11 protein-coding genes are annotated in these 14,309 nt (G+C 62.7%); 5 read left to right on the forward strand and 6 right to left on the reverse strand.

Annotation, left to right across the window (positions count from 1 at the left end):
- Positions 1-15 precede the first annotated feature (15 nt).
- The 5 genes from BMX27_RS09590 to BMX27_RS09610 form a co-directional block, all read right to left on the reverse strand.
- Positions 16-1,185 carry an HlyD family efflux transporter periplasmic adaptor subunit gene (locus BMX27_RS09590; RefSeq protein WP_090159600.1) on the reverse strand — a complete coding sequence of 390 codons (1,170 nt, stop codon included), beginning with the start codon at positions 1,183-1,185 and terminating at the stop codon, positions 16-18.
- A complete protein-coding gene (locus tag BMX27_RS09595; RefSeq protein ID WP_090159601.1) occupies positions 1,185-3,434 on the reverse strand; it encodes an ATP-binding cassette domain-containing protein in 2,250 nt (749 codons plus the stop codon). Before BMX27_RS09595 ends, BMX27_RS09590 begins: the two co-directional genes overlap by 1 nt.
- Complete coding sequence (locus BMX27_RS09600; RefSeq protein WP_177172693.1) at positions 3,431-4,660, reverse strand: TolC family protein; 1,230 nt, start codon at positions 4,658-4,660, stop codon at positions 3,431-3,433. Before BMX27_RS09600 ends, BMX27_RS09595 begins: the two co-directional genes overlap by 4 nt.
- A gap of 229 nt (positions 4,661-4,889) precedes the next feature.
- Entirely contained in the window at positions 4,890-7,373 is a 2,484-nt protein-coding gene (locus BMX27_RS09605) for a BapA/Bap/LapF family prefix-like domain-containing protein (protein WP_090159603.1), read from the reverse strand.
- A gap of 110 nt (positions 7,374-7,483) precedes the next feature.
- Entirely contained in the window at positions 7,484-8,413 is a 930-nt protein-coding gene (locus BMX27_RS09610) for a YihY/virulence factor BrkB family protein (RefSeq protein ID WP_090159604.1), read from the reverse strand.
- Positions 8,414-8,568: 155 nt separating this feature from the next.
- Here BMX27_RS09610 and BMX27_RS09615 point away from each other — a divergent pair, with 155 nt between their 5' ends.
- Complete coding sequence (locus tag BMX27_RS09615) at positions 8,569-9,204, forward strand: nucleoside/nucleotide kinase family protein (protein ID WP_177172696.1); 636 nt, start codon at positions 8,569-8,571, stop codon at positions 9,202-9,204.
- Between the two features lie 2 nt (positions 9,205-9,206).
- Here BMX27_RS09615 and BMX27_RS09620 read toward each other — a convergent pair whose 3' ends face one another.
- Positions 9,207-9,893 carry a fumarylacetoacetate hydrolase family protein gene (locus tag BMX27_RS09620; protein WP_090159606.1) on the reverse strand — a complete coding sequence of 229 codons (687 nt, stop codon included), beginning with the start codon at positions 9,891-9,893 and terminating at the stop codon, positions 9,207-9,209.
- A 107-nt stretch (positions 9,894-10,000) separates the two neighbouring features.
- Here BMX27_RS09620 and BMX27_RS09625 point away from each other — a divergent pair, with 107 nt between their 5' ends.
- Genes BMX27_RS09625 through BMX27_RS09640 form a run of 4 tightly spaced genes read left to right on the forward strand, consistent with a single transcriptional unit; the run spans position 10,001 to position 14,236 of the window.
- Entirely contained in the window at positions 10,001-10,627 is a 627-nt protein-coding gene (locus BMX27_RS09625) for a paraquat-inducible protein A (protein WP_090159666.1), read from the forward strand.
- Positions 10,594-11,235: a paraquat-inducible protein A gene (locus BMX27_RS09630; RefSeq protein ID WP_256212452.1), complete on the forward strand. Its 642-nt coding sequence runs from the start codon at positions 10,594-10,596 to the stop codon at positions 11,233-11,235. The genes BMX27_RS09625 and BMX27_RS09630 overlap by 34 nt, the downstream gene beginning before the upstream one ends.
- The gene (locus tag BMX27_RS09635) at positions 11,228-13,666 is read left to right on the forward strand and encodes a PqiB family protein (protein ID WP_177172694.1); all 2,439 of its coding nucleotides are present in this window, start codon (positions 11,228-11,230) and stop codon (positions 13,664-13,666) included. Before BMX27_RS09630 ends, BMX27_RS09635 begins: the two co-directional genes overlap by 8 nt.
- A gap of 3 nt (positions 13,667-13,669) precedes the next feature.
- Entirely contained in the window at positions 13,670-14,236 is a 567-nt protein-coding gene (locus BMX27_RS09640; RefSeq protein WP_226747182.1) for a PqiC family protein, read from the forward strand.
- The last annotated feature ends 73 nt before the right edge of the window (positions 14,237-14,309 follow it).

Consider the following 14,309-nt stretch of genomic DNA (forward strand, 5'->3'; position numbering starts at 1 on the left):
GCTGTGGGCCGCGTCCTAGCGTTCGTGCAGTGCCTCTGACGACCGATACAGCGGCTTGGTCAGGTAGCTGAGGATCGTTTTCTCGCCCGTGTGCAGTTCGACCGTGGCCATCAGGCCCGGGCGCATTTCGATGCGCGACTGACGCACGCCCAGATTTTCCTGATCCACACGCAGGATGACCCGGTAGTGGGCGTCGCCCTCGGGGCGGCGTTCGTCCTTGAACGTATCGGCGCTGACGGTCTGCACCGTCCCCTTGAGCGAGCCGTAGATCGTGTAGTCATAGGCGGTCAGTTTCACGGTGGCGTCCTGCCCCGTGGTCACGCCGGAAATATCCTGCGGTTTCACGCGCGCCTCGACATAGAGCGCGTCATCCAGCGGGATGATCTGAAAAATTTCCTCGCCCGGACGGATGACACCGCCGATGGTGGTGACGGCCATGTTGTTGACCACACCGCGCATCGGCGCGCGGATCACGGTCCGGTCCAGCTGGTCGCGGGCAATCTTGATGTTCTGTTCCAGCTGCGACAGCGTTTGCAGCGTTTCGGTATATTCGGTGGCACGGGCCAGATCGGCCCCGGTGACCACCTCGTTGTACTTGATTTCAGCGTCGGCAAAGGCCTTGCGCACCCGTGTGGTTTCGATCAGCGACACGATTTCGCGCGACAGCATGTCCTCCATCAGGGCCAGTTCATTGCCGGTTTCGTCCATGACGCGGCGCGCGCCGTCAACCTTGGACGCGTAATCGGCCTGACGCGCGGCCAGCAGGGCGCGTTCCGATTGCAAAATGCCGGGGCTGGCCTCGGCGATGTCGGCGGGGACCTCGAAATCGAACAGGCCCGCGATTTCGGCCTCCAGCCGCAGGCGGCGGATCGTGGCGGCGTTGATCTGTTCGGACAGGTCCTGCACGGCCGAGACGAATTGCGTGCCTTCCAGCCGGGCGAGGACATCGCCCTCTTCGACGGTATCGCCCTCGGAGACAAAGAGTTCGGCTAGGATGCCGCCCTCAAAGTTCTGGATGATCTGCGGGCGCGATGCACTGACCACCTCGCCCTCGGCGCGGACAAGCTCATCGACCCAGGCGAATTTGGCCCAGCCGATAAAGATGATGACGGTGGCCGCAACCAGCCAGATGATCAGGCTGGGACCGCGGGAGGCCCCCTGAAATTCGGTATCCGCAACGGCCATCACGATGCCTCCTTGTTCAAATGGGCAAGGACCTGATCGCGGGGTCCGTCAACGGCAAGCCGGCCATTGTGCAGCACCATGGTGCGGTCGGCCAGTTTCAGCAGCGCCATCCGGTGCGTGGCGACAATCACGGTGCGCCCGGACATCCAACCTTCGAGGCGACTGATCAACGTCGTTTCCAGCGTCTGGTCCAGCGCGGATGTAGGTTCGTCCAGCAGGCAGACGCTGGGGTTCTGCAACCACAGGCGCGCCCAGCCGATGGATTGGCGCTGACCGACCGACAGGCCTGCCCCGCCGTCGCGGATGTCCAGATCCAGCCCCTTGGGGTGAGCGCGGACAAACGGGCCGAGGCCTGCGAAATCCAACGCTGCCAGCATCCTGTCGTCGTCACGTTCCAGCTGCGTGAGGTTAAGGTTGTCGCGCAGGCTGCCTGCAAAGAGTTTCACCTCCTGGCCCAGATAGCCGATCGACCGGCGCAGGTCGCGGGCCGCGACCTGTTCCATGTCGACACCATCGATCAGCACGCGGCCCGATGTCGGCACATGCAGGCCCGAGAGGATTTTCAGCAGCGTCGATTTGCCGGACCCGTTGGCCCCGAGGATAGCGACGATCTGGCCTGCGGGCACCTTGAGCGAGGCAATATCCAGCGCGCGCGCGCCGTCGGCGTCATAGGTATAGGCAAGGTCGCGCAATTCGTATTCACCGGCCACGGTTTCACGGCGCAGGTAGGTGCGCATGGCATCGTTGTCCTGATCCGAATCCGCAATCTGGTCGAGTGCGGTCAATGCGGCCTTGGTATTGGACCAACGCGCGATCAGCCCCGCCAGACCGTTCAGCGGCCCAAGCGTGCGGCTGGTGAGGATGCCTACGGCAATGATCGTCCCGACGGTGAATTCACCGGCAAACACCAGAAAGGTCCCCATGACGACAGCGGCGACATAGGTGGCCTGCTGCACGCCCTGCGCCCAGTAGGTCAGCGTGGTGGACAGGCGGCGTTGCTCAGACGTGGACAGGGCGGACAGACCCGTCAGTTCTGCCCACATGCGGTTGAAACGGCCCTCTGCGCGCTGCGATTTGATGGTATCGGCCTCGAACACCGCCTCTTGCAGCAGGCGGCTGGACTTGGTGGATGCGCCCTGTGCGGCGAGCGTCAGGTCCATCATCTTTTTCTGCAGGAACAGCGATGGCAGCACCATCAGCACGCCACCGGCGACCAGCACCCAGACGACCGGGCCGCCGATGGACCAGACAAGTGCGAGAAACAGGAAGATGAACGGAATGTCCGTCAGCGACCCAATGGTCGAGGCGGTGAAAAATTCGCGGATGGACGAAAATTCACGCATCGCGGCAAAGGTCTGGCTAGGGGATTGTGCGGCTGTGGCCTTCATCCCCAACAGACGGTTCATCAGCATGTCCTGCAACCGCAATTCGATCCGGCGGCCAGCGTTGTCCATCAGGCGCGCGCGGGCGATGCGCAGGGCGGCCTCCATCAGCATGGCAAGCCCGGCACCGATGGTCAGCACCCACAGGGTCGCCGTGGATTGGTTGGGGATCACCCGGTCATAGACCTGAAGCGAAAACAGCGCGACAGCCACTGCCAGCAGGTTGGCAACCAGTGATCCAAGGGCCACCTCGCCGATGATGCGGCGGAACGACAGGATTTCGGCCCAGAACCAGTGACGTTTCGCGGCCTTGGTGCCGTGGCGTTCCGTCAGAACGGCGGCGGGCACCTCGGCGCGGATGATCCGGCCGGTGAAATGTTCCGTGAATTCGCGCAGCGATACTTCTTCGCGGTTGTCGGGCGCGCTGGGGTCGTGGACGACGATGGTTTCCTTGGTCTGTTCCAGCACCAGCACCAGTTTGTCCGAGGTCAGCCGCGCGATGGCGGGCCAGTGGGACGGTTTGGGCGGCAGGGCGACGATGGCTTGCGCCCGTAGACCCGCAGCGTTCAATGCGGCGACCAGATTGGCAGGGGCCAGATCGCCATGGGCATCCGCCGCCTGCCCTTCGAGCACGTCCGTCGCCTTGAGCGGTTGCCCCAAGAGCGCGGCATAGGTCGCTGTAATCGCAGCCATTTCCACGGCAAGTGCGGAATGGACCGGCGCGTTTGGTGCCGCATGCTGCGGCGCATTTTCGGTCAGGACAGTGCCGTCGATCGCCTGATCGGCGGGCACCTTGACCGGGTCGATCTTGGCCAGTTTCATGCCACGCGAATTGGCGACGTCGAATGCAAGAACCGGACCGCTCATAGGATGTCTCCGTCAACCAGGACGCCGCGCAGGGCGGCAATTTTCAGATCGTTGCGAATGATATCATAGCGCAGGGATGCCGCACGCCGGGCGGTGCCCACGCGGGATTCCATCAAGGTGACAACCTCGCGCACGGTGCGCTGACCGTCGCGCTGTGCCTGCACGTAGGTGTCGAATGTCTGCGCGGCCCCCTGGGCCAGTTCCTCGGCCTGCACCAACTGCCGCGTAAGCGAGCTGCGCTCTGCCTCCAGCTTGGCCAATGTGCGGGCGGTGTCTTCGCGTGTTTCGGACACGGCGGCGATGGCGGCGACGCGCTGCGCCTCGATCGCGCGCATCGCGTCACGGGTGCCGAAACCGATATCCTGATCCATCTGGGCGGTCAGTCCCACGTCGGAGCTGTCACCGATGCTGGCAATGCCTGCCAGACGCGGGAAAAATCCGGCGCGCCCGGCGTCAGCCTCGGCACCGGCAAGGGTCGCCTCGGCTTCGGCCTTGAGGTCGGGCAAGGGTTGTGCGGTCAATTCGGTGCGGAACGCAGCATCGGTTGTGCCGGCCGTGACCGGGGCGCCTGTCATTGCGGCCAGTTCAGCCCGCGCCGATGCCGCACCTTCGAGGTCGAGATCGCGGTCAGCCCGCATCTGTTGCAGTTTCTGATGCACGATGCTGGCGTCGACGGGACTGCTGACGCCACCCTTGACGCGTTCGTCCATGATGTAGGCGTAACGTTCCAGCTGCGGCAGTGCTGCGGCATTGACCGCGGCACGCGCCTCGGCGGTCTGGGCGGTCAACAGCAGGTTCAGCGCCTCGAACGCGCGGTCGTTGGCGTCCTGCGCATAGGTGACAGAGGCGACTTCGACCTCGGCGTTGGCATAGGCGCGTTCGGCCTTGTTGCGGCCGTTATCCAGAATGGTCTGTTCGATGAACAAGGTCGTCACAAGCGATCCGACCGATGACAGGCTGACTTGCGGTCCCATTGACGGCAGCCAGTTTTTCGACTGTGCCTGTGCGCGAAACCGTGCGGCGCGCAGATCCTGTTCGGCCTGCGACGTGCGATTGGAAACGGCGGCGCGTGCCACGTCGGCATACAGACCGTCATTCAGCACGGTCCGCCGCGCCTTGAGCCCTGCAATGATGTCCGAGGTATCGCCACCGGGCAGCGTGGCATCCATCGTCGGCGCAGCCGCGGCCCCCGCGAAATCCAGTGGCGTACCCTGTGCGCGTGCCACTTCTGCATCTGTATCGTTCCGCCCGCAGGCAGTCAGGGAAAGTGCAAGACACACTACCCCCGTCGTTATTGTGATTTGCCGATAGCTCACCCGCAGCCCGCCCGTTATTTTTATAGTCTTTGGGGAGTGCCTACCCCCAAGCCCTGTCATGGGCCCTGGGGATAGGCGGGGGGCACGGACGTTGCCTGCCCCCCTGATGCTGGTCCGGTTGCCCGGACCGGGAGGATCGTCAGACGACGTTCTGCGAAAACGCGATGCTGCTGTCGATCACCAGTTCGCTGTCGTCACCCAGACTGTAGACGTCGTACGAGCGGCCATCGATTTGCTGCGTTTCTTTCCACGCAGCGTTGCCGTTGAAGGTGACGCTGTCGTCGATGGACCCATGCACAACCAGCACGTTGTCGTTGTTCGACAGTGCGTCGATCGATTCCTTGGTCAGCGTCAGGCGTGCATTGTCGCCCTGATCCAGGTCGATCGCCCCGATGTTGAAGGTATCAAGCCCGGCCGCGTTCAGATTGACCACACCGTTCACATCCACCACCAGCAAGGTGGAGTTGCTGTTGCCCGCATCGTCGGTGGCGGTGATCACCAGTTGCTTGCCATCAACGACCGGCGCGTCAAAGCTGAAGGTCTCCTCGCCATCGGCGGGAAAGTTCTTCATGCCGTCGCCGTCCGTCGCGATAAGGGACCGGCCGTTGCCGCCCTCGTCGTAGGAATGCACCCGGATGTCGTCGGGATTTCCGTCGATGGTGACAAAGGTGACGCCGCGATCATAGTCGCCGATGCCTTCGACCGATGGCGCATCAGGCACATCGGTATCCACATCGAACTGGCCGTTGATCGACCGGCTGTTGCCCGCCAGATCCTTGGCCGCGACCGTGACATTCGCCTGATAGGTGCCGTCGGGGATCTCACCGGCGGCATAGGACACGGACCAGTTACCGTTGGCGTCCACTGTGGCCGCCCGCGTGACGATAGCGCTGGGTGTCCCGCTCTGCGAGGCATCGAAACGGACGATGACTTCAGTCGCGCCACGTTCGACCGTGCCGGTCAGCGTCACGCCATCGGATGCCTCTGCGCGATTGACGGTGTTGTCCGCCCCTTCGACCGGGGAATTCAGCGTCAGGCGGTTGACCCAGGTATCCAGACGCACATCGGCCTGATCGGTCACGACGTTGCCTGCCGGATCGGTCGCGACTGCGGTGATCGTGGTAAAGGTTTCGACGTTGCCGCTGCGGATGACCGAGGTCGAGAAATTCGCGGTCCAGCTGCCGTCCTCGCCCGCAACAACCGTCTTGGACCCGTTTTCAAAGGTCACGCGCACCTCGGAGAAGGCATCGGCCTGACCGGTGATGTCGATGGTCTGTGCGCCGCGCTCGATGTGGTTGATGACGCCGTTGCCGCCGACGATATCCTCGCGGATATCGACGGATGCCAGCGTGTCGACCTCGACCGTGCCGCGGGCAAAGGCCGCGTTTCCTGCCGCGTCGGTGGATGTGGCACTGACGGCGGCCTGATATTCACCACCGGGCACCTCGGCCCCCGAGAAGGTGTAGGTCCAGTTGCCGTTGCCATCGGCCTGCGTGGTGTGCGTGATGTTGCCGGACCCGTTGCCGTTGAAGGTCACGGTCACGGTGGCGTTCGCCTCGGCTGTGCCGGTGACCAGCACGCCCACAGCGTTGCGTTCGACCAGGTTGACCGTTCCGTCGCCACCAGCGGCAGAGGTATCAAGGGTGATTTCGTTGACGGTATCCACGTCCAGGAAATCGGTCGCAGAGGACGTGCCACCACCGGTCGTCACGGTTGCCACGACCTCGTAGGAATATTCACCCTCGCCCGCGATATTTGTCGGGACGGTGACGGACCACTGACCATTGTCGTCGATGTCGAACGGGATCGTCGATCCGTTGATGACCAAGGTGGCAGAGGCGTTTGGCGTTCCGGTGCCGGAAATTTCCACACCGTCGTCCCAGTCTTCGCCGTTGACTACGGTGCCGGTGCTGCGTGTGCCGCCCGAAATGACGATTTCAGGTGCGCTGTCGCCGCCGTCGCCGCCAGTCCCACCGCCGCCACCGCCGCCGTCACCATTTTCGCCGCCGCCTTCGTCGCCACCGCCGCCGGGTGTGCCGTCGCCGCCGCCGCCCTGTGTGCCGCCATCGGTGTCGCCGTCATCGCTCTCGGCGCTGCTGCCGCCCAGCAATGCGATCCCGCCCAGTGCCGCTGCACCAGCCGCAGCAGCACCACCGCCGATTCCGCCCAGACCAGCCAGCAGGGGCACGCCCAGCATGCCGACATCGGCGCCGGTTTCGGTGCCGGCGATATCCAGCGACGCCACTTCGATGAAATAAAGGTCATCATCGGGCGACCATTTGCCGAACCCGTCCTCGTCAATGTACTGCGCCAGCAACAGGTTGCCGTCGCCCGGCACCAGTTGCACCTGCGCCAGCTGACCGCCGGAAGACAGGAAAAGATCATTCAGGGGTGTGCCGTCCGGGCCAAAGAAGCCCTGGATCGTGATCACCTGGCCGTCAACCAGCATGACCTGAAGCGCCTGCCCCTGACGCGCATAGCTCAGCACATGGCTGCGCTGCAAATTCAGCGAAACGTCCTGACCCTGAGATACGATGATGTTTGCGTCCTGCCCGTTTCCGGACACCGCGCCACGCTGCAAGCCGCCCGCATCGTTGCGAACGACGAATTCAATCGCCGACATAATATACTCCGCCTCATGTGCACGCCCATCAAGGGACGTATCGATTTTGATTGCGGTCAGCGTAGCGAGGGGGGATTTATAAATCCAGATGAATCTTGGCGACAGCTGCCTTATTGCTGCCGCGGGGGTGACACTTTTGTCGCATCTGGCGCATCATGCTTGCCGTCGATATTGCCGTGCACATGCAGGTTCAGCGCCGCCCCCAGCAAGATCAGAAAGGCTGTGATATATAGCCATAGCAGCATCCCGATGACAGCACCGATGGACCCATAGACCTCGTTGTATCGGGCGAAATTTCCCAGGTAGTAGGACAGCATGACCGAGGCGGCGATCCACAGGATCACGACGGTCCCTGCCCCCACGGTCATCCAGCGCAGGCGCGCGCCGCGTTGGTTCGGACCAAAGCGGTACAGGATGCTGAGTGCGCTGTAGAGGACGACAAGCGCCACCAGCCAGCGAATCCCCTCGAGCAGCCAGGCCGTGTCATTCGCGATCGGCGCAAAGGCGATGAAAATCGGCGCGAGCACGACCGCCACCATGGCAACAAGCGCCAGTGCAACAAGCGACACGGTCAGCGTCAGCGCCACGACGATCTGCTTGAACCCGTTGCGCGCAGGCCGTCCCGCAATGGCGTTCAGGCCCGACATCAGCCCCGCAACGCCCAGACGCGCGGCCCAGACCGCCAGCAACAGCGACACGACCGAAGCAAAGCCCAACTTATCGCTGCGCGTCGCCAGCAGACGCGACATCTGTTCGGTCAGCAACAGGTACGTGTCTTCTGGAATGATCTCTTGCATCAGCTCCAGTTGCTCGACCACGACCACCGGGTCGGCAATCAGGCCGAACAGCGAAATGATCGCCGCAGCCGCCGGAAACAGCGCAAAGATGCTGAAGAACGCAACGCCGCCCGCAATCAGGCTGATGTGCCGTTCAGACGCCGTTTGCCACACTGCCCAAAGCAAGGACACGGCACGGCGCAATCGGCCGCGCGGCGGTGTCGCAGTGGTCTGCCGGTCAGGATCGCTGGTCTGCGCTGTCATGAATCCTTGCTACGCCGGGTCGGGCCCAATCTCCAAGATCGAACCGCACAAAGTGATGAGGTGTCACAAATTTCCCCTCGAAATCAGGGGCGGCGCTGGGTAGCGTCTGTAGCACGGCACAATCGGCCGGATCAGGACAAGGAAGTAACGCCGTGATGGATATCACAGATCAGGTCAATCTGCTTGCAGATCGGATACACGCCCTGCGCGAGGGACAAGACCGGATCCTGGTCGCCATCTGCGGTGCCCCCGCGTCCGGCAAATCGACACTGGCCAAGGAATTGGCGCGTCGGTTGAACCTGCAAAAATGCCCGGCCCTCGTGGTGCCGATGGATGGGTTTCATCTGGACAACGCCATTCTGGACGCCCGCGATCTGCGCGCGCGCAAGGGGGCACCCGAAACCTTTGACGGGGACGGTTTCCTGCATCTGATCCGCAGGCTGGGCGAGAATATCGAGGTCGTGGCCCCGATGTTCGACCGCACTCGGGACCTGTCGGTGGCTGGTGCCATCGCAATTCCGGCCGATTGCCCGGTCATCATCGTCGAGGGCAATTACCTGATGTTCGACGAAGCGCCCTGGCACAATCTGGCGGACCTGTGGGATCTGACCGTGCGTGTCGAGGTGCCGATGCCGCAACTGCGCAGCAGGCTGATCCAGCGCTGGCTAAGCCTGAATTACAGCCGTGCCGCCGCCACCCGCCGCGCCGAGAGCAATGACATTCCCAATGCGCAGCGGGTGCTGGACCGCGCGATCCCCTGCGAGATCACGCTGACCCCCAAGGGCGAATAGCGTCAGACGATCCGCGTACGCACCGGGGCAAGCCTGTCGACCTGACCGACCAGCGTGTCGCCCTTGTTCACCGCCGCGACACCCGCAGGCGTGCCCGTCATAATGATATCGCCCGGCATCAGCGTATAGAGCGTGGACAGGTTGGCGATGATTTCCGGCACGGACCAGATCATCGCGGCAAGGGGTGATTCCTGCCGGGTGTCGCCGTTGACGGACAGATGGATCTTTTGCTCGGTCAGGTGAAATCCAGAGGCCGGGGTCAACGCGCCAATGATGGCAGAGCCCGCGAAATCCTTGCCCGTGTCCCAGGGTTGGCCTGCCTTTTTGGCGGCGCCCTGCAAATCGCGGCGGGTCATGTCCAGACCCACACCATATCCCCAGATGACGCTGTCTGCCGCGGTTCTGTCGATGCCGGTCGCAGGTGCGCCTATGGCGACGACCAGTTCGACCTCGTGGTGCAGATCCTGCGTGCCGGGCGGATAGGGCATGTCGGCGTCATCGGTCAGCAGGTGATGTGCCGATTTGGTGAAATAGATCGGCGCACTGCGGGTCACGTCGCCGCCCATCTCGGCCACGTGGTCGGCGTAATTGCGGCCGATGCAGAAAATCCGGGCGACCGGGTAACGTAAGTCTGATCCCACAACGGCAAGCGCGGGTTGCCTTGGCGGCTCAATAGAATAGTTTGACATCGATTATGCCCTTTCTGACGTCATTTCAGGTCTCTGCCCGGAATATGATGCCAGGGGTTCACCTGACCAGCCGCAATCGTCCTGCGGTCCAAACCCTGTTGGAATCCATGTCACTGCCACCCCTGGATGATCTGATCGCCTGTCCGCATTGCGACACGCTGCATATTGAACGCGAACTGCCCGAAGGCGGCAGCGCGCGTTGCGTGCGGTGCGGTATCGTGCTGGTCACCCGGCGGTCAGATGCATTGGTGCAGATGGTCAGCCTGGCCTGTGCGGCCGTGATCCTGATGATGGCGGCCATCAGTTTCCCGTTTCTGGACATCAACGCAGCCGGGTTCACCAATGAAACCTCGGTGCTGAGCGCAATCATGGCGTTCAGTTCTGGCAAAGGCGTGCCGGTGGCGATCGCGGTGGCGCTGTTCATCATTGTGTTGCCGCTGACCCGGCTTTTGGCACTGATCTATGCGGTGGGTCCGTTGGTATTGGGTCACAAACCCCGTCCCGGCGCGCGGATCGCCTTTGCGATGACCGAACAATTGCGGCCCTGGGCCATGGCCGAGATTTTCATGGTCGGCGTGGCCGTGGCCCTGGTCAAGATCACGGGCATAGCACAGGTGACCATCGGCCCTGCGTTCTGGGCCTTTGTCACGCTGGTCATCATCACCATTTTCAACGATCGCATCATGAGTAGGTATACCGTTTGGAAAGCTCTCGACCTGACCTCCCGCGACTGATCACTGCCCGGCAGGCAGGATTGATCGGCTGCCGCCGGTGTGGACAGGTCCATGCGGGCGGTGCCGTGCGTTGCAAACGGTGTCACGGACCGATCCGATCACGCGATACTGAAAGCCTGCAAAAGGTCTGGGCCTGGCTGATCGCGGGGATCATCGCGTTCATCCCCGCCAATATCTATCCGATGCTGCTGACATCGACGCTGCTTGACCGTTCGGAACAGACCATTATCGGCGGTGTGATCGAACTGCTGCACTATGGCAGTTACGGGATCGCGACCATCGTGTTCGTCGCCTCGATCATGATTCCGGTCGGCAAATTCATCGCGATCGCCTATCTGGCCTGGGCTGTGCAACACAGGTCCAGCCGCAACCAGCATCAGCGCCACAAACTGTATGATGTGGTGGAATTTATCGGACGCTGGTCGATGATCGACGTGTTCGTCGTTGCCATTTTGTCGGCACTGGTGCAACTGAATGCCGTCGCAACGATCAATCCGGGTATTGCGGCGCTCAGCTTTGGGCTGTCGGTCATATTTACGATGTTGTCAGCGTTGGCGTTCGACCCACGTCTGATTTGGGATGAAGAGGAACCTGTCCGCCATGACTGAAGAATACGCTGCTGCGGAACTCGACATGAAACCGGGCAAGCCCAGCTTTTGGCGGCGGTTGTCGTTCGTCTGGCTGGTGCCGATCCTTGCACTGCTGGTGTCGGTCGGTGTGGCCTGGCAATCGTTCTCCGACCGCGGTGTCGAGATCGAGATTTCATTTCCCAGCGCATCCGGCATCAACGCGGGCGAAACCGAGATCAAATACCGCGACGTGACCGTGGGCACCGTCGAACGGGTCGAATTTTCCGAGGACCTGCAAGAGGTTCTGGTATTCGCCCGCGTCGATCAGGCTGTCTGGCCGTTTATGGATCAGGACGCCAAGTTCTGGATCATCAGCCCCGATGTCAGCGTGCGCGGCATCACCGGTCTGGATACGGTCCTGTCCGGCGTCTACATCGAAGGCGACTGGGACCGCGAGGCAGACGTTGCGCAGACATCTTTTACAGGCCTTCAGCGCGCGCCGGTGGCCCCTCCGGGCCAGACCGGAACCGAAATCGTGCTGCGCACGACCGAAGGCAGCGCATTGTCGGCGGGTGCACCTGTGCTGCATCAGGGCATCGAGGTCGGCGTCCTGTCCGAACCCGTCCTGTCACCCGACGGGTTGAGCGTATCGGTCAGCGCATTTGTCGCGGAACCCTACGACGCGCTGATCACCTCTTCCACGCGATTTTGGGACACGGCAGGCTTCAGCGTCTCGCTTGGTGCGGGTGGCGTATCGCTCGATGTCAGCTCGCTTGCGTCATTGATCGAAGGCGGCGTTGCATTTGACACCGTGGTGTCCGGCGGCGCGCCGATCAGCGATGGATACACCTTTGATCTGTTCAGCGACGAGGAAACAGCACGGTCCAGCCTGTTCAACGAGGTCGGTCGCCCGAAACTGAACGTTGCCGTGCTATTCGACGGGTCTGTCAGCGGTCTGTCGGTGGGATCCGATGTACGGTTCCAGGGCATTCGCATTGGTCAGGTATCCGAACTGGGGGCCGTGGTCGTCGACGACGAATTTACCGAACGCCGTGTCGAATTGCGCACGGTGCTGGCCATCGAACCCGGCCGCTTGGGCCTGGGCGAAGAAGCAACGCCGCAGAACGCCTTGGATTTGCTGGCAAGTTTCGTCGATCAGGGCCTGCGGGCACGACTGGTCACCGGCAGCCTGCTGTCAGGCAACCTGACGGTCGAACTGATCGAGGTTGCGGATGCCGCGCAGGCCACGCTGGATGTTAGCGCAGAGCCCTATCCGATCATTCCCACGACGGCGTCGAACATCACCGACGTTGCGGATCAAGCCGAAGGCGTTCTGGCACGGATCAACGATCTGCCGATCGAGGAACTGCTGGCCGCCGCCATCGATGTGATGGACAGCGCCAACGCGTTGCTGCGGTCGGATGGTGTCATCGACACGCCGGAACAGGTGGCGGGTCTGCTGGCGGATGTGCGCGATGTCGTGGGCAGCGAAGCGATCCAGGCCGTGCCGGGACAGGTGAACAACCTGCTGAACACGCTGGAGGATACCATCGGCGGTTTGTCAGGGATCATCACGTCCGTGGGGGATGCCGATATCGCAGGGCAATTGGACGGCATCCTAACCAATGTGTCTGCCGGAACCGAAAACCTGCCCGAGATTTCGACCCAGCTGGAACAGGTCATTGCGAAGGCCAACGCCCTGCAACTGGACGCACTCCTCGCGCAGGCCGAAGCATCGCTGGCCGCGATCGAACAGGTGGCGTCGAACGACGACCTGCAAGAGGTGCCGGTCTTTGTGAACCAGCTGCTGGACGAGGCACGTCTGCTGATCGCAAGTCAGGACGTGCAGGCCCTGCCCGGCGAATTGCGCGGTGTGGCGGACGAGGCAGGCCAGATCCTGTCCGATCTGACGGCGCAAAACATCTCGGCCCGCCTGACCGAGGCGATCAACGCGGCTGCCTCTGCTGCGCAAAGCATCGACACGGCGTCCCAGCAATTGCCTGAAATCACGGAACAGCTGAACGCATTGTCAGCCGAGGCCGCACGCATGGATCTGGACGAGCTGTCGGCCGCTGCAACACAACTGATGCAAAGCGTGACCGAAATCACCGCCACGCCGTCGGCACAGGCGCTGCCTGCATCCCTGTCGTCTGCGCTGGATGAGGTGCAGCTGACGCTGGCAGAGGTGCGCGAAGGCGGTGCGATCGAGAACGTGAATGCCGCACTGCAATCCGCGTCAGATGCAGCACAGGCCATCGAGGAAGCCGCCAACACCCTGCCCGACCTGACCGATCAGGCCGGTGCGCTGATCACCTCGTCCGGCGATGTCATCGCAAGCTACGGCGAGCGGTCGCGGTTCAACAACGATATCACGGGCGTGCTGCGCGGGATCCAAGAGGCCGCGGACGCGATCACGAACCTTGCGCGGACGATCCAGCGCAATCCGAACTCACTCATCACGGGGCGATAGACCATGACCATGAAACCAGCATTGATCGCCCTTGGGGTTGCGGCACTGGCCGCGTGCAGCAGCACGACCACCCGCCTGTCGGCCCCCGTGCCGCCATCGACACTGAACCTGACCGCCCGCATGAGCACGGTGGTGCTGCGCGATGTGACCCTGCCCGCCTATGCTGCGTCAGAGGAAATCGCGCTGGAAACAGCACCGGGTGTCATCACATCGGACGGTGATCTGTTGTCGGCGGATGATCCGGGACGCGGCGTGACACTGGCGCTGGCCCGGCAGATGGATGACATACTGTCGGCTGTCGTGGGGCCAGAGCCGTGGCCGTTCCCGTCGATCCCCGACGTGGTGGTCGACGTGCGTGTGACCGACATGCTGGGCAGCGCGGTCACCGGCACCTACCGTCTGTCAGGTCAGTATTTCATCGGTGGTGACGGGATTGATTATCCCAACAGCGCACAGGCCTTTGACTATGTGATCCCGATGTCCGCGCCCGATCAGTCTGGCGCCGTGGCCGCACAGGGGGTGGCACTGACCCGTCTAGCCGAGGATATTGCCCGCCGTCTGGGCCGCTGATCAAAGGCATGGGATTGCCGCCAACCGGCCACAGTTGCTGCATGCTTTGACGCTAGGGCTTTGACCATGGGCG

This window comes from Loktanella sp. DSM 29012 (assembly GCF_900110705.1).
Taxonomy (GTDB): domain Bacteria; phylum Pseudomonadota; class Alphaproteobacteria; order Rhodobacterales; family Rhodobacteraceae; genus Loktanella; species Loktanella gaetbuli.